Consider the following 20,855-nt stretch of genomic DNA (forward strand, 5'->3'; position numbering starts at 1 on the left):
AAGATTGAGCCTGTCTGAAAGACAGGCTCGAGCCTCAGTTCCAGACGTCGAGGTGGAACAGCTTTCGGTGTTCTTCTATCGCGAAGCGGTCGGTCATGCCCGCGATGTAATCGCAGACGACGCGGGCGCGGCCGGCTTCGTCGCGGTTCTGCGACTTGGCGAACCAGACGGTCGGCAAGACCTCCGGCTCCTTGAGGAATAGCGTGAACATTTCGCCCAGAATACGGCGAGCCTGGCTGCGGGTGCGGTTGACGCGCCAGTGGCGGTACATGCGCTCGTGCAGGAAAGCGCGCAGACGGGCCAGGTCCTCGGCCATGTCCGGCGAGAAGGCGACCAGGGCGTGGTCCAGAGCGCGGACGTCGTCGGCTGACGACACGCCGGTGGCCGCGGCGCGCTGCAGGGTTTCGCCCATCACGTCGTCGATCATCGCGCCGATCATCCGGCGGATGGCTTCCAGGTGGGTCAGGCGCGGGTCGAGGTCGGGGCGCTCGCTCTTCACGGCCGCCAGGATCGGGCCGATCAGCGGCACGTCCATCAGCTCATCCAGGGTGAACAGGCCCGCGGTCACGCCGTCGTCGACGTCGTGATTATTGTACGCGATGTCATCGGCCAGGGCCGCGACCTGCGCCTCGGCCGACGCCCAGGTGTTCAGGCCGAGGTCGTACTCGGCGTCGTACTTCTGAATCGCCTTCCAGGACGGCTTGCCCAGCTTGTTCGTGACCGGCCCGTTGTGCTTGATGATCCCTTCCAGGGTCTCCCAGGTCAGGTTCAGGCCCAGGAAATCCGGATAGCGGTGCTCCAGCTCGGTCACGACCCGGAAGGTCTGGACGTTGTGGTCGAAGCCCCCGAAGGCCTTCATCTGCAGTTCGAGCTCGTCCTCGCCGGCGTGGCCGAACGGCGGGTGGCCGATGTCATGGCCCAGGGCGATGGTCTCGGCCAGGTCGCTGTCCAGACCCAGGGCCGTGGCCAGCGAGCGGGCGACCTGCGCCACTTCCAGCGAGTGAGTCAGGCGCGTGCGGAAGTTGTCGCCCTCGTGCGCAACGAAGACCTGGGTCTTTTCCTTCAACCGACGGAAGGCCGAGGTGTGGATGATGCGGTCGCGATCGCGCGCGAACGGCGTGCGCGTGCGGCTCTCGTCTTCCTTGAACCGACGGCCACGCGACTTGAACGGATCTTCGGCGTAGGGCGCGCGCGGGACGAAGTACGGGGTCGAGGTCATGAACCGCCTTTATCGCGTTGGACGATTTGGCCCCTTCCGTAGAGGCCGCGTCACCCTCATATAGGCCTGAGGTGAGTTTTCCACAGCCATGACCCAAGTAGACTTAACGCTTTCCGAAAACGCCGCGCGTCGGATCAAGGCCATCGCCGCCAGCGAGGGCCGTCCCCTGATGCTGCGCGTCGCCGTCGATGGCGGCGGATGCTCCGGCTTCCAGTACCGTTTCGACCTGGTCGACGCCGTCGAGGACGATGACCTGAAGGTCGAGCGCGACGACGCCGTGGCGCTGGTCGACGTCGTCTCCATGGCCCTTTTGAAGGGTTCGGAGATCGACTTCGTCGATGAACTGGCCGGCGCGGAGTTCCGCGTCCGCAACCCGAACGCCAAGTCCAGCTGCGGCTGCGGGGTCAGCTTCTCTATTTAAGCTGGCACGAACTGCAGCAGGGTCAGCGTCAGCGCGCCCCAGGCCAGCGGCGCGGCCATGGCGGCCCAGGCGAAGGGCGTTTGACCCTTGCGCCACAGGATCCAGCCGGCCAGCGGAGCCAGCAGGCACACCGCCCAGAACAGCGCGCCGAACACGAAGCCCAGCCAGGCGATGGGATTCAGCATGTTGCCCGCCCGGTCGAACACCAGCGGCGTGAAGATGGCCAGGATCGCGCCGATCCCGGCAAAGGCCAGGCATGCGCCGGTGGCCAGCACCATGAGCGCGAGCTGTCTTCGATCGATTGGCTTGCCAGCTGACTTGAGCGCGACCTTCATGCGCCCTAGCCTCCCGCCGCAGTCTGGAGCCGTCAATGCGTATCGCCACTTGGAACGTCAATTCGATCAACGCTCGCCTGGAAGGCGTGCTGGCTTGGTTCGAATCGGAAGCGCCGGACGTGGCCGTGCTGCAGGAGATAAAGTGCGTCGACGAGAAGTTCCCGACCGAAGCCTTCGAGCGGCTAGGCTACAACGTCGTCGTCCACGGCCAGAAGACCTATAACGGCGTCGCCCTGCTTTCGAAGTTCCCCCTGGAGGACGTCCGCAAGGGGCTGCCGTTCCTTTCCGAGGACGAGGTCGACGAGCAGTCGCGCTATGTCGAGGCTGTGATCGCCGCGCCGGTCCCGTTTCGTGTGGTCGGCATCTATCTGCCCAATGGCAATCCGATCGGCACCGAGAAGTTCGACTACAAGCTGGCCTGGATGCGGCGGCTGCACGCCCACGCGACGAGCCTGCTGGCCTTCGAGGAGCCGCTGGTGATCCTGGGCGACTACAACGTCATCCCCGAAGCCGAGGACGTGGCCAATCCGGAGGCTTGGCTCGGCGACGCCCTCTATCAGCCCGAGAGCCGCGGCGCGTTCCGGGCGCTGAAGAACCTGGGTTTCACCGACGCCTACATGCAGGTCGACGGCGCGCCGGGCGGCTACACCTTCTGGGACTACCAGGCCGGCGCCTGGCCCCGGAACCTGGGGATTCGCATCGACCACCTGCTGTGCTCGCCCCAGGCCGTGGACCGCCTGTCCCAGGTCGTCATCCACCGCGACGAGCGCGACAAGGAAAAGCCGTCCGACCACGTGCCGGTCGTCGGCCACTTTCGCGACTAAGCCCCCAATAGCGCCTCTGTCCGGGAATCAGGACTCTCGATAGCTTGGCCTCACTATGAGCGAACTCGCGCGTCTTTTGCTGTTCGTGGCCATCGCCGGCTCGGCGGTGACGTTCCTGGGCAGCCTGGCCATCTGGTACGGCGATGAGGACCGGCGTCTGCGCCGGGCCCTGCGCCATGTGCTGAAAAGCGATCCCGAAGGCTTCGTCGTGGCGCGCGGCCGGGGTCGCGGCGCGGGCTTCTCGTTCTCGACCAACCTGCTGGCCGTGGCCTGGGATCGGGGAGCCTGGTGCCTGATCTATCGCCTTGAAGAGCTGATGGGCGCCGAACTGCTGGTCGACGGCCAGGTGATGGGCCGCGTCTTCCGGGGCGAGGGCCGTCGGGCCATCGATCATGTCGCGCCCCAGGCCCAGTCGGTCACCCTGCGCCTGATCTTCGACGATCCGCGCCATCCAGACTTCGCCCTCGAACTCTGGGCTCCCGGCGACGAGCAGCGCCGCGAGAGCCGCTCGCCCGGCGAGCTGATGCAGGAGGCCAATCGCTGGCTGGCCCGCTGCGAGGCCATCGTCCGCCGCCCGCTGCCGCCGCGCCCGACCCAGCCAACGGCCGCGTCCGTGGCGGCCCCTCGCCCCGCGCCGATGCCCGAGCCCGTCGACTATGACGACGAGGACGAAGACGACGATTTCCGCGCGCCCCCGCCCCTGCCCGACACCCCGCCGCCGCTGGCGCGCCGCTCATCGTTCGACGACGCCTCGCGCGCCGCGCCGGCGCGCCCCGTCTCCCGCCCGACCGCCGCCCCGCCCCCGCCCGCCGCGCCCAAACCCGTCGCCGAGCCCGACATGTTCGACGCACCGCCCTGGGATGACGAGCAGGACGACGAGCCCTACGCCCCGCCGCCGACGCCGACCTACAAGCCCGTCTCCAAAGCCCGGCGCGAGACCCCGACAGACCAGGACGAGCTGCCCTTCGATCTGGACGACTGATCACGCTTGCGGCAACGGTAACGCCGATCCGTCGAATTTCGATTGCTGCGACGCGGGGACGAGCGTAAAGCGCCGCCGCCGGACGTGAGCCGGCGCATCGGAGCCTCGAGCTTACATGGCGGGCAAAGAACCCCTCGCCGACACAGCCTCCTCGACCCCCACAACTCAAGCTTCCAACCACGGCCACGCGACGTCGCGTTTCTGGCCGTTGGCGCTGGGCAGCGTGGGCGTCGTATTCGGCGACATCGGCACCAGCCCCCTCTACGCCTTCCGCGATGCGCTTGAGGAAGCCGCGCGCGACGGCCTGGTGCGTCCCGAGATCATGGGCGTGCTGTCCCTGGCCCTGTGGGCGCTGATCCTGGTCGTGACGGTCAAGTACGTCCTCTTCCTGATGCGCGCCTCGAACAAGGGCGAAGGCGGGGTGCTGTCGCTGATGGCTCTCGCCCAGCAGGGCGCCAAGGGGCGCACGGGCCTGATCTTCGCCCTCGGCGCCATCGGCGCGGCGCTGTTCTACGGCGACGGGGTGATCACCCCGGCCATCTCGGTGCTGTCGGCGGTCGAGGGCCTGAAATCGGTGCGCGGCTTCGCCGGCTGGTTCGACACCCAGGAGGTGATCGTCACCAGCCTGGTGATCCTGACCGCCCTCTTCGCCTTCCAGGCCAAGGGCACGGCCAAAGTGGCCGGCATCTTCGGCCCGATCATGGTCTGCTGGTTCCTGTGCCTGGGCGCTCTGGGTGTCTGGCACATCAAGGACGATCCCAGCGTGCTGGCGGCGATCTCGCCGACCTACGCCATCTATTTCCTGACGCACCACGGCCTTACGGGCTTCCTGGTCATGGGCGCGGTGTTCCTGACGGTCACCGGGGCCGAGGCCCTGACCGCCGACATGGGTCACTTCGGCCGCGGCCCTATCCAGATGTCGTGGTTCACCCTGGCCCTGCCGATGCTGGCCCTGAACTATTTCGGCCAGGCGGCCCTGGCCTCCCAGGCCCTGACCGCCGCAGAGGCCGCGGGCACGCCCCTGCAAAACGCCGACTGGTTCTTCCAGCTTGCGCCGCACCAGTGGCGGCTGGCCCTGGTGCTGTTCTCGGGCGTCGCCACGGTCATCGCCAGCCAGGCGGTGATCACGGGCGCCTTCTCGCTGACCCAGCAGGCGATCCAGCTGGGCCTGCTGCCGCGCATGGACGTCAAGATCACCTCGACCACCGAGGCTGGCCAGATCTATGTCGCGCCGATCAACTGGCTGCTGTTCGTCGGCGTCGTCCTGGTAGTGCTGTCGTTCCGCTCGTCCAGCGCCCTGGCGCACGCCTACGGCATCTCGGTGACCGGCACGATGGTGGTCACCACCCTGCTGGCGTACATCGTCGTGCGCCACGTCTGGAACTGGAGCCTATGGGCGTCCCTGGCCCTGATCATTCCGCTGTTCGCCCTGGACCTGACCTTCTTCGTCGCCAACCTGCTGAAGGTGCTGACCGGCGGCTGGGCGCCGCTGGCCCTGGGCGCGGGCCTCTGCCTGCTGATGTCGATCTTCGTCAGCGCCACCGAGCGCCTGCGCACGAAGCTCAACAAGGACGGCCTACCGTTCGCCGACTTCCGCGAGATGATCGCCCGCCGCCCGGCCGCCGCGACGCCCGGCACGGCCGTCTATCTGACCTCGGACCCCGAGACGACGCCGCCGGCCCTGATGCACAGCCTCAAGCACTTCAAGGTCCTGCACGAGCGCAACGTACTGCTGAAGGTGGTCAACGAGACCACGCCCTACGTGCCCGACGACCAGCGCATCGAGACCAAGACCCTCGACGACCGCTTCTCGCTGGTCACCGTGCGTTACGGCTACATGGAAAGCCCGAACATTCCGCAGGCTCTGGCGGCCTGCCGCAAGCAGGGGCTGAAGTTCGACATCATGAGCACGTCGTTCTTCGTCAGCCGCCGCACGATCGTGCCCTCGGTGGCGCCCGACGCCCTGCCCGCCTGGAAGCGCAAGCTCTTCACCTTCCTGACCCGCAACGCGGCCGACCCGACCACCTTCTTCCACCTGCCGCCGGGACGGGTGGTGGAGCTAGGGGCGCAGGTCAGCCTCTAGCGGCGGTCAGCCCTCGACCGCCTGTTCGACGGCCAGCGCCAGGTCCAGCGCCCGGGAAGCCTCCTCCCCCGTCACCACCGGACGCGGAGCGTCGCCGCGCACCGCCGCCAGGAAGCCGGCGACCGACAGGCCCAGCGGATCCTTGCCGGCCGGGGTCTCGGTGAAGTTTTCGATCAGCGGAAACGGCGTGGTGTTGCGGAAGGTGCGCGCCAGGAAGTCGATCTCGACCTCGCCCGAGGGGTAGACGACCTTCATGGTCCGCTCGCGGGCCTCGGCGACGCGCGAGCTGTCGAACACGGCGATGAAGCCGTTCTCGAACAGCGCTTCGACCTTCACCCAGTCCAGCGACGACGAGCGGGTGATCGCGCCTTCGCCGTCCACCGTCATCGGCTGGGCCTCGCAGATCGCCAGGGCCAGGTCGATGTCGTGGATCATCAGGTCCAGCACCACCGAGACGTCGAGATTGCGGTCCGAGGGCACGCCACGTCGCACGGCCTCCAAACGCAGCGGCTGCTCGGGAATGTCCAGCAGGCCCATGGCCTGGAACACCACCCGTTCCTGGTGACCGCAGGCCAGCGGGACCCCAGCCCTGGCGGCGGCGGCGACCATCCGGTCGGCGTCCTCGGGCGTCACCGCCAGCGGTTTTTCGGAATAGACCGGCTTGCCCGCCTTCAGCGCCTTCAGCGCCGCTTCGGCGTGGTGGACGGCGGGCGTGGCGACCGTGACCACGTCGACCGCCGCCAGGAAGGCGTCCATGTCGTCGAAGCCCAGGGCGCCCAGCGGCTCGGCCAGGGCCTGGGCGCGCGACAGGTCGATGTCGAACACGCCGACCAGGGTCACGCCGTCCAGCTCGGCGTACTTCTTGGCGTGATAGCCGCCGAACACTCCGGCGCCGACGACGCCTGCTCTTAGAGTTTGGGTCATGGCCCGCTGTCTACTCCGCTTCGGCGACGCTTAGAAGCACTGGAGCCTTGCGTAAGGACGCGCTAAACATTCGTTTGAATTAGCAACACTGGCCATGAGCCAGGGAGGAACGACCATGACCACCTCGCGCGAAATCCGCCTGAAGAGCCGTCCCGTGGGCGTGCCCAAGGTCTCCGACTTCGATCTGGCCACGGTCGAGCTCGCCGCGCCCGGCGACGGCGAGATCCAGGTCAAGAACCTGTGGATGTCGGTCGACCCCTATATGCGCGGCCGCATGTACGACCGTCCCAGCTACGTCCCGCCGTTCCAGATCGGCCAGGCCCTGCAGGGCGGCGCGATCGGCGAGGTCGTCACCTCGAACGATCCGGACTTCAAGCCGGGCGACATCGTCAATTCGATGTTCGGCTGGCGCGAGGCCTTCAACGCCAATCCCAAGGCTCTGGCCGCAGCCGGCATGGGCGCGATCACCAAGGTGGACACCCAAGGCGTGCCGCCCCAGGCCTTCCTCGGCGTGGCCGGCATGCCGGGCCTGACCGCCTATGTCGGCCTGCTGCGCGTCGCGGCGCTTAAGGACGGCGACGTGGTGTTCGTCTCGGCCGCCGCCGGCGCGGTGGGCTCGATCGTCTGCCAGATCGCCAAGCTGAAGGGCCACACCGTGATCGGCTCGGCGGGCGGCCCCGAGAAGACCGCGTTCCTCAAGTCGATCGGCGTCGACCACGTCATCGACTACAAGGCCACGCCCGACGTCGTCGCCGAACTGGCCAAGGTCGCCCCCAAGGGCATCGACGTCTATTTCGAGAACGTCGGCGGCATCCACCTAGAAGCGGCCATCAACTCGGCCCGCCCCTTCGCCCGCTTCGCCCTGTGCGGGATGATCTCGCAATATAACGAGACCGGTAAGGCCGAGGGCCCGTCCAACATCATCCTGGCCGTCGGTAAGAGCCTGCGGCTGGAGGGCTTCATCGTCTCCAACCACTACGACCTCTATCCGCAGTTCGCCAAGGACATGGGCGAGTGGATCAAGTCCGGCAAGATCACCTGGAAGGAGACCGTCGAGGACGGCGTCGAGCGCGCTCCGGACGCGTTCATCAAGCTGTTCTCGGGCGAGAACATGGGCAAGATGCTGGTGAAACTGGGCTAGTTCCCGCCATCGCCTGGGGGTAGATGACGCCCATCTACTCCCAGGAGATTCCCATGCCCGTCGCCCATCTCAAGCGCTGGAACCTCTCGATCGGCGACGGCCAGCCGCTGGCCGTGATCGCCGGCCTGAACGTGCTGGAGAACCTGGACCTGGCCCTGGAGGTCGGTCGCGCGCTGAAGGCGACCTGCGCCGATCTCGGCCTGCCCTATATTTTCAAGGCCAGTTTCGACAAGGCCAATCGTTCGTCGATCAAGAGCTATCGCGGCCCGGGCCTTGCCGAGGGCCTGAAGATGCTGGCCGAGGTCAAGCGCCAGCTGAACGTGCCGATCGCCACCGACCTGCACGAGGTAGAGCAGGCCGAGCCGGTCGCCGCCGTCGCCGACCTCGTCCAGATTCCCGCCTTCCTGGTGCGCCAGACCGACCTGGTCGTCGCCGCCGCCAAGGCCACCGCGGCCCAGCAAGGGATCATGCACGCCAAGAAGGCGCAGTTCATCGCGCCCTGGGACTGCAAGAACATCATCAGCAAGGCCCGCGAGGCCGCCCCGGAACTGGAAATCGTGCTGTGCGAGCGCGGAGCCTCGTTCGGCTACAACAACCTGGTGGTCGACATGCTGGGCATCGCCGAGATGCAGGCCCTGGGCGTGCCGGTGTCGATCGACGCCACCCACGCCGTGCAGCTGCCGGGCGCTGACCCGCGCACGGGCGGCGCCTCGACGGGCGGCCGCCGCTCGGGCGTGCCGATCATCGCCAAGGCGGCGGTGGCGGCCGGGGCGGACGCGGTGTTCCTGGAATTCCATCCCGAGCCCGACAAGGCCCTGTGCGACGGTCCCAGCTGCCTGCCGCTGGACGGCGCGGCGGCGCTGCTGAAGACGCTTAAGGCCCTGCACGGGGCGGTGCGCGCCTAGGCTCGCGGCTCCGTGATCGCGCGTGAGAATTCGGCTTTCCCGATCCGAAATCACGCGCGACACGTCAGCCTTTGACGGGCAAATCGGCGCTCCTAGGCGCTCCTAGGCGCTCCTAGGCGCTCCCGCCGGGCGCGAACGTGAAGAGGCGTGTGGCCAAGCTCTATGATCCATTTCGACTTGTCGAGCTTGTATCGTCACCATCAAAATCAAATTAATTCAGCATCTTATGGAAATCCCCCCCAGCAGGCGAGCGGTCACGACCCAGATCGCCGAGGATGTTTTTTCTCGCACTTGCGAAAATCACGTGATTTCTGGTAGCGAATTTGTGATCGAAGTTTTACTCTAGGGGAAGTCGGCGGGTCTCCGCGCCGAAACAGCCCGAGATTTCAAGACATGAGCGACCGCTCCAGCCTCTTCGACGTGCGCTCCTCCACGAGCGTGACCCTCGATCAGGTCGTTCGCCGTGAAACGGTGGAAATTCCCGCCGAGGCGCCGCTGGCCATGCCGGTTCAGCCCCTGGGCTTCTGGCAAGGCGGCTCGCGCCGCGCCGCCGCCCTGGCGGCCAACATGACCCTGCGCCGCTGGATCGTGGCCCTGGCGACGGTCGCCATGGGCTTCGCCGGCTGGAAGGCCACCTTCGACACCATCGCGCTCGGTGGCGTCACCCATCTTGAAGGCGTGGTCCTGACCTTGCTGGCTCCGCTGTTCCTGGCCCTGTCGCTATGGTTCTGCACCGCCGTCGCCGGCTTCGTGATCCTGCTGGGCAAGCCCAAGGATCCGCTCGGCATCGACGGCGAGGCCCCGATCCCCAAGCTGCACACGCGTACGGCCATCCTTATGCCCGTCCACAACGAGGACGCCGCTGGCGTCTTCGCACGCCTGCGCGCCATGGACGCCTCGATCGCCGAGACGGGCATGAGCCGCCAGTTCGACATCTTCGTGCTCAGCGACACCCGTGACGCTCAGGTGGCCTTGGCCGAACAGGCCTGCTTCGCCCGCTTCCGCCGCGAGGCGCACAGCAACGTCTTCTACCGGGTCCGCAAGGAAAACACGGGCCGCAAGGCCGGCAACGTGGCCGACTGGGTGCGCCGCTGGGGCAGCGCCTACGAGCACATGCTGGTGCTGGACGCCGACAGCCTGATGACCGGCGAGGCCATGGTCCGCCTGGCCGACGCCATGGAGCGTCACCCCGGCGCCGGCCTGATCCAGACCATGCCGATGATCATCAACGGCCAGACGATCTTCGCCCGCACCCTGCAGTTCGCCACCCGCCTTTACGGCCGCGTCGCCTGGACGGGCCTGGCCTGGTGGTCGGGCTCGGAGAGCTCCTTCTGGGGCCACAACGCCATCGTCCGCACCCGCGCCTTCGCGGAGACCTGCGGCCTGCCGCACCTGGCCGGTCCCAAGCCGTTCGGCGGCGAGGTGATGAGCCACGACGCCCTGGAAAGCGCCCTGCTGCGCCGCGGCGGCTGGAGCGTCCACCTGGCCCCCTACCTGGAAGGCTCGTACGAGGAGAGCCCCTCGAACCTGCTGGATTTCGCCACCCGCGACCGCCGCTGGTGCCGAGGCAACGTCCAGCACGTGCCGCTGGTCGCCCTGCCCGGCCTTCACTGGATGAGCCGTATGCACCTGGTGATCGGCGTGCTGAGCTACGCGCTGTCGCCGCTGTGGTTCATCGCCCTGACGGCCGGCATCACCTCGCGCGCCCTGATGCCCGAGCTGAAGAAGGCGGCCTTCACCATGGCCGACCTGCAGGCCGCGGCCCACGCCCTGATCGACTGGCGCGAGATCCAGGCCACCGCCTGGGCCATGATCATCACCTTCCTGCTGCTGTTCGGACCCAAGATCATGGGCTCGATCCTGGTCTTCTCGCGCAAGGCCGAGATCAAGGGCTTCGGCGGCAAGCGCCGCGTCGCCGCCGGCCTGGCCGTCGAGATGCTGCTCTCGGCCCTGGTGGCCCCGATGCTGATGTTCACCCAGACCCGCGCGATCGTGGAAATCATGGCCGGCAAGGTCGGCGGCTGGGCCACCCAGCGCCGCGACGCCGACAAGGTCGCCTTCAAGGAGGCCTCGGCCGCCATGGGCTGGATCAGCGTCACGGGCCTGGTTCTGGGCGGCGTGTTCTGGTTCACCCCGGACCTGTTCACCTCGACCGCCCCGATCCTGCTGGGCCTGGTTCTGGCCGTGCCGCTGACCATGCTGGGCGCCAACAAGATCGCAGGCCTGAAGGTCAAGACCAACGGCCTGTTCATGACCCCGGAGGAGCGCCGCCCGCCGGCCATCGTCCGCGCGGCCCTCGGAACCGCCTGCGAGCCGCCGATCCGCTGGTTCGCCCGCGACGGCCGCCCGATCGGCCCGACCACCCGGATCCGCGACGCGGCCTGATCCACTGCTCCAATGCCCAAGAGCCTGTCCGAAAGGACAGGCTCTTTTGCTATTGGGCTTAGCGGCGGGCTGGCCGTGAGGTTCGCGCCGGAGTAGAAGCGCGGCTCCTGTCCTTCCCGGGGAGCCGCCTGCCGTGTCGCGTCTGTTCAGCGCCTATGTGATCGTCGATTGGAGCGCCGCGGCCAAGCCGACGACGGGCGCGGACTCCATCTGGATCGGCGTGCTCAAGCGCGACGTGCGCTTCCGCCTTACCTTCGAGAGCTACAATCCCGCGACGCGCGGCGAGGCCGAGACGAAGCTGGCCGCCGTTCTGGACGACCTGAAGAAGCGCGGCGAGCGGGCCCTGGTGGGCTTCGACTTCCCGCTGGGTTTCCCGCGCGGGCTTTCGCGGGCGCTGTCGCTGCCGGGCGAGACCGCCTGGCGCGCGGTCTGGGACCAACTGGCCAAGATGGTCAAGGACAAGGCCGACAACACCAACAACCGCTTCGGCGTCGGCTCTGAGATCAACCGTCGACTGACCGGCGGTCCCTTCCCGTTCTGGGGCTGCCCGCCCAAGGACGCCTTGACCACGCTGCAGCCCAAGCGGCCCCGCGATCACGGCGAAGGCGACCTGCCCGAGTTCCGCTACGCCGACGAGGCCGCTAAAGGCGCGCACTCGATCTGGAAGCTCTACTACAACGGCTCGGTCGGCGGCCAGGCGATCATGGGCATCCCGGCCGTGCGCCGCCTGAAGGACGCGCGCGGCGAGGCCGTAAGGGTCTGGCCGTTCGAGACCGGCTTCAAGGCCCTGACCGAGGCCGACCTCGAGGGCGTCGCGGTCGTGGTCGCCGAGGTCTATCCCTCGCTGATCAAGCCCGCCCCAGTGCACGGTGAGATCAAGGATCTAACCCAGGTGCGCGCCTTGGCCGAACACTTCGCCAAGCTGGACGAAGCGGGAAAGCTGGAGGCGCTGTTCGACGCGCCGAAGGGCCTCTCCGAGGACGCGCTGGCGGCGGCTTCGACTGAAGAAGGCTGGATCCTGGGAGCTTAGGCCCGCTCGCCCGCCGCGAGTTTCCGGTCCCGCCAGTCCAGCATCCTGAACCTGAACAGAAGGAATCCCGCCGCCAGGAAGCTGGTGACGATCACCGAGATGATCACCCCGTTCAGGCCCATGCCGCGCGGGATGGCCAGCCACCAGGCCAGCGGCCCCATGACCAGGGCGTAGCTGATCAGGTGGGTGAAGGTCGGGACCCACACCTCACCGCGCGCCCGCAGGGCCTGGGCCGCCACCACCTGCACCGCGTCGGGCGCCAGGAAGAAGCAGGTCAGGACGAGGGCGGGCAGGATCAGGCCCAAGGCCGCCGGGTCGGTCGTGTAGGCCAGGGCCACCCAGTGCCGGGTCGGATACAGCAACAGGCCGCACGCCACGCCGATCACGGCGATCACCGCGAAGGCGATCCAGCCGGCGCGCTTCATGCCTTCCGGATCGCGGGCGCCATACGCCCGTCCGACCTGCACCGCCGTGGCCGAGGCCACGCCCAGCGGGATCATGAAGATCACCCCCGCCACGTTCAGCACCACCGCCCAGGCCGCGACGGCCAGGCCGCCGATCCAGCCCGCCACCAGGTTCATGCCGGCGAAGGCCGAGACCTCGAAGAAGTTCGACGCGCCCGCGCCATAGCCGATCCGCCGCTGCTCGATCTCGGCCGGCCGATCGCGGGCGGGCTTGTCGAACACGCCCAGCGCGCGGGCGTCCTTCATGCGCAGCACATAGATGGCCAGGGCGACCGCCAGGACCGTGCGGGCGACAAAGGTCGACCAGGCGCCGCCCACCGCGCCCAGGGCCGGCAGGCCGAAAGTCCCCGGCACGAACAGCAGGTTGGCCGCGAGGTTCACGACATTGGCCAGCCACATCATCACCGCTCCGGGCGTCGGCCGCGCCAGCCCCTCCAGCCAGAAGGTCAGCGCCACCGAGATCGCATAGACCGGCAGGGACAGCGAGAAGACGACCAGCGGCGCCGTCGCCCCGTCGGCCAGTCCATCCTTGAGCCCCAGGCTGTGTAGGAACGGAGGGCCCAACAGCGCCAACAGCGCCGCCGAGCCGACCCCCAGCCAAGCGCCGTAGCTAAGGCCGCGCCGCAGCACCGCGCCCGTCTCATGCCGGCGGCCGGCGCCGATGGCCCGGGCGGTCATCACCTGCACCCCGACCAGCAGGCCGACCGTGGCGGTCACGAACACCGAGGTCGGGGCCCAGGCCATGGCGTGGAAGCCCAGTTGCCTCGCCGAGAAGTGACCGACTACGATCGCGTCGGTCAGGCCCATGACCATGATGCCCAGGCGCGACAGCACGACCGGCCCCGCCAGACGGAGCAGCTCGAGCAGGTCGGTCAGAATGGGGCCGCGCGGCCGCTCCGAGGGAAGCGCCGTTCCGGCCGCGTCGCGCGGCATGGTCGTCCTCCCAAAATCAAAGGGGTCGAAGAAGGGCGCGCAAAGTGGCTCATGCCCGATTTGTGGGCAACCCGCTTTCGGCAAGGCTTGGAACATCGAGGGCGGCCAACGGTTCTTCGGGCTCAGTCCTTCAGGAGCGCGCCATGGCCGAGACCCAGACCCCCGAGTTCGAGCACACCGGCGACCGCGTCGCGGAAGCCTATCGCGACATCCAGGCGCCGCTGGACGCCAAGGAGGAACGCTCGTTCAAGTCCGACGACGAGGAGGAAGGCGACAAGCCCAGCCGCGCCATGCAGGCCGGCGCTCGCCCCTACCCCGCGCCGCCCTACCCCGAACAGCACCAGACCAAGCCCGGCGACGAGGCCGCGCTGAATCCGGCCCCGATGTACGACGCCCCATTCTACAAGGGCTCGGGCAAGCTGGAGGGCAAGGTGGCCCTGATCACCGGCGCTGACAGCGGCATCGGCCGGGCCGTGGCCGTGCTGTTCGCCCGCGAGGGCGCGGACGTCGCCATCGGCTATCTCAATGAGGACGATGACGCCAACATGACCCGGATGGCCGTCGAGCAGGAGGGTCGCCGCGCCATCCTGCTGCCCGGCGACGTGGCCGATCCGGCCTATGCCAAGGCGGCCGTGGAAAAGACCGTGGCCGAGCTCGGCCGGCTCGACATCCTGGTCAACAACGCCGCCTTCCAGGAGCACGTGCTCGACTTCGAGGACCTGACCGAGGAACACTTCGACCGCACGCTGAAGACCAACCTCTACGGCTATTTCCACATGGCCAAGGCGGCGGTGAAGCACCTGCCCAATGGCGGTTCGATCATCAATACCGGTTCGGTGACCGGCCTGATGGGCAACAAGGACCTGCTGGACTATTCGATGACCAAGGGCGGTATCCACGCCTTCACCCGCTCATTGGCCACGCACCTGATCGACAAGGGCATCCGCGTGAACGCCGTGGCTCCCGGCCCGGTCTGGACCCCGCTCAACCCGGCCGACAAGCTGGGGCCGGACGTCGCCCAGTTCGGCGCCCAGACGCCGATGAAACGCGCGGCCCAGCCGGAGGAGATCGCCCCGGCCTATGTGTTCCTGGCCTCGCCCCAGACGGCCAGCTACATCACCGGCGAGATCCTGCCGATCATCGGGGGTTACGCTGGCGGGTAGGCCTCGGGACCGAACCACGTCCCTCGACAAGCTCAGGATGGTTCTCGTGAACCGCCGTAGCCGTGGGTCCTCATCCTGAGCCTGTCGAAGGACGAGGACTGGCCCTCCGGCCGTGCTATGGCTTGGCTCCCAAAATGGAGTCGCAAATGGCCCGCCGTGTCGCTCTCGTCTCTCTGCTGGTCGCCGACTATGACGAGGCCATAGCCTTCTATGTCGGCAAGCTGGGCTTCACCCTGGTCGAGAACGCCGACATGGGCCACGGCAAGCGCTGGGTCGTGGTCTCGCCGGGGAGCGACGGCACGAACTTCCTGCTGGCCCGCGCCACCGGCGATCAAGCCGAAGCGATCGGCCGCCAGGGCGGCGGGCGCGTCTGGCTGTTTCTGCACACGGATGACTTCGCCGGCGACCACGCCCGCATGAGCGCCGCCGGCGTCACCTTCCTGGAAGCGCCCCGCTTTGAGCCCTATGGCACGGTGGCGGTGTTCGAGGACCTTTCCGGCAATCGCTGGGACCTGCTGCAACCCAAGAGCTGAGACGACGATGCGCCGATTGCTGACCCTGTTCGCGGCGGTCGCCGCGCTCTTCTCCGCTTCTTTGGTCACCCCCGTCGCCGCCCAGGCGGCGCCGGCCAAGATCCGCGTGCTCTATCTCGATCAGTCCGTCGGGTTCGTGCACAAGCCGGTCACGCGCCCCGCCAACAGCAACGGGCCGACCCAGTCCGAGATCGCCCTGGCCGAGATCGGGGCCACGACCGGCGTCTTCACCGTGGAATCCACCCAGGACGCCCGGCTGATCACCCCCGCGAAGCTGAAGAACATCGACGTCCTGATCTTCTACACGACCGGCGAGCTGCCGATCTCGGCCGAGACCTGGGCCGCCGTGCAGCGGTGGGTCGAGAGCGGCAGGGGCGGCTTCATTGGCCTGCACAGCGCCACCGACACCCACTGGGACTACAGCGGCCCAGGCCAGACCTACACCGCCTTCATCAACGGCAAGTTCGCCGGCCACCCGTGGACGCAAGGAACGCCGATCACCGTGCAGGCGCTTGGCCAGAAGGCGGGGGGCGGCAAGGATCCCGTCAACACCGCCTGGCCCGCCCGCTTCCCCTATGCCGAGGAGATCTATCAGTACTCGGACTATGATCCGGCCAAGGTCCGCGCGCTGCAGGCGCTGGACTTCACCGACATGGCCCTGAAGCGTCCATGGTTCGTCCCGATCACCTGGACGCGCCAGATCGGCAAGGGCCGCCTGTTCCAGACCAATCTGGGCCACACGCCCAGCACCTGGAACGACCCGCTCTACCGCGCCCAGATCCTGGAGGCCGTGCGCTGGACGGCGCATCGCACGCCGGGCGCGGCCAAGCCCAATCCCGACGAACAGGCCCTGTGGGCACTGCGCTCGCTGCTGGCCTATGACGGTCGCCCCAAGGCCGAGGTCGAGGCGCGCCTGGCCAAGCTGGCCAAGGCCGATCCGGCCTGGCTGCGCGACGCCGCCGCTCGCACCGCCGCCCTGCGTCCGCTGTGGCCCGCCAAGCCTGACAGCGACAAGGCCCAGTTCGACGCGGCCTACAAGGCGGTGCTGGACGAGGTCGTGGCGACGTCAGGCGGCTAGGAACGCCTCCGCCGCGTAGGTCCGCAGTTGGGCGGCGATGTCGACCGGCCAGCCTTGGATCCGCGCTTCGAAGCCCGCGCCGTCGCCGGCGAACAGGGCCCGCATGGCTTCTTCGAAGTCCGGCAGGTCGCCGCCGATCCCCGAGGCGAAGCGGTAGGCCGCCTCGCGGGCTGCGCGGATGCGGTCTGGCCCCTCGCTGGCGCGCCGAGCGGCCTCGACCAGCTTGCGCAGCGCCACCGAAGCGCCGCCGGGCTGCGCGGCCAGCCAGTCCCAATGGCGCGGCAGCAGGGTCACCTCGCGCGCCACCACGCCCAGCTTGGGCCGGCCACGACCGCGTGGGGCTTCTTCCGGCGGCGCGAGACGCGCGGCCAGGGCCTCGGGTCCGCCGCTGAGATCGAAGTCCACCGACCGGCCCGCCGGGTCGAAGATCAGCACCCCCGCCTCGTCGATCAGCCTCTGGGCCGCGAGAGCCGCTTCGAGGCGCGAGCCGGCCGCTACACGCGTCTGGCCATGGAACACGACATAGAGCTCCTCGCCCGCGGCGACAGGCATCAGTTCAGCCCCGTGGCGTTCAGCGTGGCGATCCAATGGGCGCGACGGTCCTTGAGCCTGGAGGCCCGCATGGAGCCCTCCAGCCCTTCGATGTCGACCGCCTCGACGGCCTCGAACACGAAGGCCTCCGCGCCATGGGCGTTCCAGGCGGACTGCAGGCTCTTTTCGCGATGCGAGCCTTGGCGGAGCGAGAACCAGACGCCGTTCTGACGGTTGGACAGGTCGGGGGCGACGCCGATCCAGACCTGGCTCGTCGGCACGCAGCGCACGGCATAGACGCCGGCCTCGACCTTGCGTTCCTTGTATTCGCGCAGCAGCGCCTTGCGGTCCGACATGCCAAACTTCTCCGGAGGCGAAGCGCCTGGCGCGCCTTTTACCCGGACGAAACTCGAAGTCAATATTGCCCGGGTAATTATCCCTCCAGGGCGCGGAAGGGCACGTAACCCCGTTCGACCAGACGCCGGGTCGCCTCGTAGACCGCCACCAGCTCCTCATAGGCCGAGCGCAGGTGGGCAAGGCGCGCGACCTGGGCCTCGGACAGCGACGCGCCGGCGTCCGCCATCGACGCCGCTTCGGCCACCCACTTGGCGCGGGCCGTCGCTGTGGCCACCGCCAAACGCTGGAAACGGCTGGCGTCGGCGTTCGGCACGGTCGCGCCCAGCACCGCCTTGTTTGAAGCGTAGGCGGTATAGTCAATCTGCTCCAGATAGCCGCGCAGGCGGCGCTGGACCAGGGGATCAGCGTCGGTGGGCTCGAAGTGGTCGCCGGTGCGGCGTGTGCTGGAAGTCATGGTCGCCATGACGGCCTCCGATCCGGCCGAGGGCGGCCGTTCTAGCTGGAAGCGTGCGCCTGACAGTTTAATGACCTATTGAGCCGCGATGCGACCAATCGACTGACGCCCAGGTTGATCGCACTGGCCTTGCCGCCGGCGGCTTGGCCAAGGACGGCTAGGCCGCCCCGGCCAAACCGTGGGGTCTAAAGCAGCTTGCGGAAGCCCAGGCGCACCGTCCGGCCCAGCGGGTCCAGATAGTCGCGCTGATAGGCCTGGGGCGTCGCGCCGCTCTGGTCGCGTACCGACTGCTTGGAGTCGAACAGGTTCTCGAAGTTCAGCGACACCTGTGCGCCCTTCAGGAGCGGGAACTTGTCGACCATAGGCTTGCGCGCCGGCGCGCTGAAGTTGGCGAACAGGTTCACGCCCAGCGTGGCCAGGTCCGAGAAGTACAGGGTCTGGCCGCCGGTCGAGCCGCCGTCGACCCAGGTCGAGGCCTTCCAGGCGCCGTTGAAGCGGAAGCCCAGGCCGTCCTTGAAGTAGCCGCCCTGGATCGAGACTTCGTGGCGTGCCTGGCCATTGCGAGCGCTGATCGCCGCGCCGTCCAGCTGATCCAGGACCGGCATGCCCTTGCGGACGGTGATCTCATCACTGAGGCGCCAGGTGTGATAGACCGATAGCTGGAATAGGCCCTGTCCAGGACGCATCATGCCAGGGGGCGGCCCCCCCATGCCGCCACCACCCGGGGGACCGCCAGGACCACCGCCGCCCATGCGCATCATGCCGCCGCCACCGCCGGGCGGGCGGCCGCCCGGGCCGCCGAAGCGCGCTCCGGGACCGCCGCCGGCTCCGGCCGTCGGCTTGCCGACCGCCTTGAACAGGTTGAAGCCCCAACGGATGTTCTCGTTCTGGGCGCTGGCGAAGTTCACCGGACGGGCGTCGATCGACAGCAGACGGCCCGAGGCGTCACGAACGAAGCGATCCGGGAAAGCCCGCTCCAGGTCCGGGGTGATCGCCGGGAACGAAGCGATCACGTTCTTGGTCTCGGCGCGGGTGTAGGTGGCGTTGAAGGTCAGCTCGATCTTCTCGAACGGCTTGTAGTTGACGCCGAACTTGCTGACCTGCCGATTGTCGTTCAGCAGGTTGGCGTTGCCGCCGTCGGTGCGGCTGATGATCACCGTCTGGCCGGTCGTGAAGTCGAACACCGAGACGTTCGGCGTCACCACCAGGGGGTCGTTGATCTGGTTGGTCGTCGGCGCGCCTTCTTCGTCGGTATAGCTGGCGATGAAGCTGATCAGCTTGATCGGCGACCAGTTTAAGCCGCCGCCCAGGGTGGTCAGTCCGCCCAGGTCCGAGAGGTTGTCATAGCCGGCGTTGAAGTTGGCCGAGAGGTCGCCCAGCTTGGCCAGCACGTTGTTGCGCGTGCTGGTGATCGGCAGGTTGAAGCTGCTCTGGAAGCTCTCGGTGGTTCGGGTGATGTCGCGCTTGCTGGTCACGCCCGAGCGGACGGTCTCGGAGTTCAGGCCCTTGCTGTTGGCCCCCACCTTGAACGTCGTCTGCAGGCCGCCGGCCGGCAGCATGAAGAGGTTGCCGTTCAGGACCAGCTCGGCGCTGGCCGCGGTCGAGATCGAGTGGGCCGTGTCCGGGGCCACGGCCTTGTAGAGGCTGGGCGCGATGACGCCGAACGGATTGACGGTTGGATCGCCCGCCGCCACGGCGGCCTGGAACGCCGAGGTGTCGAGACCCCGGCCGGTCTCGGTGTCGGTCTTGGTGCGGTCGAAATCGCCGGTGACGTTCCAGCGCCAGTCCTTGACCCGGCCATTGGCGGCCATGCTGACCTGGGTGCGCAAGGTGTCCACGTCGCGCGACAGGGCGCCCGGCGCGTCGATGTAGCGATAGCCGGTGACGGCCTGCGAGAACGGCGAGAACGGGCTGCCGCCCGGCAGGGTGAAGGTCACCCCCGGCAGGCCCAGCAGGGCGTGGGTGCTGGAGTCTTCCAGGTTGCCGCTGAGGGTCAGCTGGGTCTGCTTGTTGAGGTCGCGGCTGATCGAACCGCGGAACGTGCCTTTGTCCGACTTGGAGATCAGCGAGCGGCTGGCCGTAAGGTCCCCGGTGTTGTAGCGGCCGGCCAGCGGACCGAAGTCGGCCAGCGGCGCGCGGCCGTTCACCGCTGAATTCGGCACGCCAGCGAAGGTGGAAGCGATCGCAGGATCCAGCGCCGCGCCGTTCAGGCTGGCGACATTGCCGACGAGGTCGAACGGCTGGCCGTTCGGCGCGCGGACGATTTGGCGATCGGTCTCCAGCAGGTAGGGATCGTGCGACAGCTGGACGTCGACGTTCCAACGCTTGTCGCCGTTGATGTTCACGCGGTTGCCGCCCGCGCTGGGTGAGGTCCGGCCGCCGTCGGTGGCCACCGTGAGCGCGCCTTGCGTCTGCAGGGCGTTGTAGTTCTTCTTGAGGATGATGTTCACGACCCGCTGGTCGGCCTTGTAGCCGTAGCTGAGCGCGACCTCTTCCGGCAGCACCTGGAACTTCTCGATGGCTTCGGGCGGAATACCCTGGATCTCCTGAAAGCCCGAGATGCGGCGGCCGTTGATCAGCAGCACCGGCCCGCCGCCGCCATCACGGCCTCGCGTGCTTGTGGTCTGGGGCGTCAGCATGGTCAGCAGCTCGCCGATGCTGCCCGCGCCGAAGCTCTTGATCTCTTCCTCGTTCAGTTCGATCTCGGGCTTGATGTCGCCCTCGACCTTGCCGCGCGGATCGGCCTGGATGACCAGACCCTCGACCTCGTTGGGGCCGTCGTCCTTGACCCGCGGCTTCTTCGGATCCGCCTCGGCGACCGCCTCCGGCGGCGCCATGGTCGGGATCGCCGGCGCGGCCGAAGCGGCGGTCACGGGGTCGAGCGCGGCCGAGGCCAGCCCGTAGAGGAGGATGGTCGAAAGGGTCATACAGGCCCACGAAAAACAAGTGACAAGAACGTCGACGCTCGGCCGCGCCAACGCTGGGTTGCCGCTCCTTACGGGGGTGCGACGCCCTCCGCAACGCCCCCCGGCGTTAAGAAAAAGCAATGCGCCATAAAGCGCACACTCGTGTGTCTTCAGACGCTCAAACAAC

General features: G+C 68.0%; 19 protein-coding genes. 11 read left to right on the top strand and 8 right to left on the bottom strand.

Features of this window, described 5'->3' with window-relative positions; genetic code table 11:
- Window positions 1-34 precede the first annotated feature (34 nt).
- Complete coding sequence (locus ACW175_RS16285; protein WP_492101059.1) at window positions 35-1,219, bottom strand: deoxyguanosinetriphosphate triphosphohydrolase; 1,185 nt, start codon at window positions 1,217-1,219, stop codon at window positions 35-37.
- An 88-nt stretch (window positions 1,220-1,307) separates the two neighbouring features.
- On the opposite strand from ACW175_RS16285, the gene erpA reads away from it, so the two are divergent.
- A complete protein-coding gene (gene erpA / locus ACW175_RS16290) occupies window positions 1,308-1,640 on the top strand; it encodes an iron-sulfur cluster insertion protein ErpA (RefSeq protein WP_099579704.1) in 333 nt (110 codons plus the stop codon).
- Here erpA and ACW175_RS16295 read toward each other — a convergent pair.
- A complete protein-coding gene (locus tag ACW175_RS16295) occupies window positions 1,637-2,011 on the bottom strand; it encodes a hypothetical protein (RefSeq protein WP_492101060.1) in 375 nt (124 codons plus the stop codon). The two genes, erpA and ACW175_RS16295, sit on opposite strands and share 4 nt — an antisense overlap.
- Between ACW175_RS16295 and xth the strand changes: the two genes are divergently transcribed.
- The 3 genes from xth (at window position 2,011) to ACW175_RS16310 (ending at window position 5,864) form a co-directional block, all read left to right on the top strand.
- Window positions 2,011-2,799 (top strand): exodeoxyribonuclease III, encoded by a 789-nt coding sequence (xth, locus tag ACW175_RS16300; RefSeq protein ID WP_492101061.1) that lies wholly within the window; start codon window positions 2,011-2,013, stop codon window positions 2,797-2,799. The genes ACW175_RS16295 and xth overlap by 1 nt on opposite strands.
- Window positions 2,800-2,854: 55 nt before the next feature.
- Window positions 2,855-3,781: a hypothetical protein gene (locus tag ACW175_RS16305; RefSeq protein ID WP_492101062.1), complete on the top strand. Its 927-nt coding sequence runs from the start codon at window positions 2,855-2,857 to the stop codon at window positions 3,779-3,781.
- A gap of 115 nt (window positions 3,782-3,896) precedes the next feature.
- On the top strand, window positions 3,897-5,864 hold the full coding sequence (locus tag ACW175_RS16310) for a potassium transporter Kup (RefSeq protein ID WP_492101063.1): 1,968 nt from the start codon (window positions 3,897-3,899) through the stop codon (window positions 5,862-5,864).
- A 6-nt stretch (window positions 5,865-5,870) separates the two neighbouring features.
- Here ACW175_RS16310 and ACW175_RS16315 read toward each other — a convergent pair whose 3' ends face one another.
- On the bottom strand, window positions 5,871-6,788 hold the full coding sequence (locus tag ACW175_RS16315; protein ID WP_492101064.1) for a Gfo/Idh/MocA family protein: 918 nt from the start codon (window positions 6,786-6,788) through the stop codon (window positions 5,871-5,873).
- Between the two features lie 115 nt (window positions 6,789-6,903).
- Between ACW175_RS16315 and ACW175_RS16320 the strand changes: the two genes are divergently transcribed.
- The 4 genes from ACW175_RS16320 (at window position 6,904) to ACW175_RS16335 (ending at window position 12,249) form a co-directional block, all read left to right on the top strand.
- Window positions 6,904-7,929, top strand: a complete 1,026-nt coding sequence (locus ACW175_RS16320; protein ID WP_099579718.1) for an NADP-dependent oxidoreductase — start codon at window positions 6,904-6,906, stop codon at window positions 7,927-7,929.
- A gap of 53 nt (window positions 7,930-7,982) precedes the next feature.
- The gene (gene kdsA, locus ACW175_RS16325; RefSeq protein WP_492101065.1) at window positions 7,983-8,834 is read left to right on the top strand and encodes a 3-deoxy-8-phosphooctulonate synthase; all 852 of its coding nucleotides are present in this window, start codon (window positions 7,983-7,985) and stop codon (window positions 8,832-8,834) included.
- A 393-nt stretch (window positions 8,835-9,227) separates the two neighbouring features.
- The gene (gene mdoH, locus ACW175_RS16330) at window positions 9,228-11,219 is read left to right on the top strand and encodes a glucans biosynthesis glucosyltransferase MdoH (protein ID WP_492101066.1); all 1,992 of its coding nucleotides are present in this window, start codon (window positions 9,228-9,230) and stop codon (window positions 11,217-11,219) included.
- A 133-nt stretch (window positions 11,220-11,352) separates the two neighbouring features.
- The gene (locus tag ACW175_RS16335; RefSeq protein WP_492101067.1) at window positions 11,353-12,249 is read left to right on the top strand and encodes a cobalamin biosynthesis protein CbiG; all 897 of its coding nucleotides are present in this window, start codon (window positions 11,353-11,355) and stop codon (window positions 12,247-12,249) included.
- Here the strand turns inward: ACW175_RS16335 and ACW175_RS16340 are convergent.
- Complete coding sequence (locus ACW175_RS16340; RefSeq protein WP_492101068.1) at window positions 12,246-13,646, bottom strand: MATE family efflux transporter; 1,401 nt, start codon at window positions 13,644-13,646, stop codon at window positions 12,246-12,248. The two genes, ACW175_RS16335 and ACW175_RS16340, sit on opposite strands and share 4 nt — an antisense overlap.
- 143 nt (window positions 13,647-13,789) lie before the next feature.
- On the opposite strand from ACW175_RS16340, the gene ACW175_RS16345 reads away from it, so the two are divergent.
- The 3 genes from ACW175_RS16345 (at window position 13,790) to ACW175_RS16355 (ending at window position 16,420) form a co-directional block, all read left to right on the top strand.
- A complete protein-coding gene (locus ACW175_RS16345; protein ID WP_492101069.1) occupies window positions 13,790-14,809 on the top strand; it encodes an SDR family oxidoreductase in 1,020 nt (339 codons plus the stop codon).
- A 146-nt stretch (window positions 14,810-14,955) separates the two neighbouring features.
- A complete protein-coding gene (locus tag ACW175_RS16350) occupies window positions 14,956-15,342 on the top strand; it encodes a VOC family protein (protein WP_492101070.1) in 387 nt (128 codons plus the stop codon).
- Between the two features lie 7 nt (window positions 15,343-15,349).
- Window positions 15,350-16,420 carry a ThuA domain-containing protein gene (locus tag ACW175_RS16355; protein WP_492101071.1) on the top strand — a complete coding sequence of 357 codons (1,071 nt, stop codon included), beginning with the start codon at window positions 15,350-15,352 and terminating at the stop codon, window positions 16,418-16,420.
- Here the strand turns inward: ACW175_RS16355 and ACW175_RS16360 are convergent.
- The 4 genes from ACW175_RS16360 to ACW175_RS16375 all read right to left on the bottom strand — a co-directional run bounded on the left by ACW175_RS16360 (window position 16,409) and on the right by ACW175_RS16375 (window position 20,689).
- Window positions 16,409-16,972 (bottom strand): DUF2239 family protein, encoded by a 564-nt coding sequence (locus ACW175_RS16360; protein WP_492101072.1) that lies wholly within the window; start codon window positions 16,970-16,972, stop codon window positions 16,409-16,411. The two genes, ACW175_RS16355 and ACW175_RS16360, sit on opposite strands and share 12 nt — an antisense overlap.
- The gene (locus ACW175_RS16365) at window positions 16,972-17,307 is read right to left on the bottom strand and encodes a GIY-YIG nuclease family protein (RefSeq protein WP_492101073.1); all 336 of its coding nucleotides are present in this window, start codon (window positions 17,305-17,307) and stop codon (window positions 16,972-16,974) included. Before ACW175_RS16365 ends, ACW175_RS16360 begins: the two co-directional genes overlap by 1 nt.
- 77 nt (window positions 17,308-17,384) lie before the next feature.
- Entirely contained in the window at window positions 17,385-17,771 is a 387-nt protein-coding gene (locus ACW175_RS16370; protein WP_492101074.1) for a hypothetical protein, read from the bottom strand.
- 176 nt (window positions 17,772-17,947) lie between these two features.
- Complete coding sequence (locus tag ACW175_RS16375) at window positions 17,948-20,689, bottom strand: TonB-dependent receptor (protein ID WP_492101075.1); 2,742 nt, start codon at window positions 20,687-20,689, stop codon at window positions 17,948-17,950.
- Between the last annotated feature and the right edge of the window lie 166 nt (window positions 20,690-20,855).

It is taken from the genome of Caulobacter sp. FV1ye6ST, assembly GCF_058681225.1.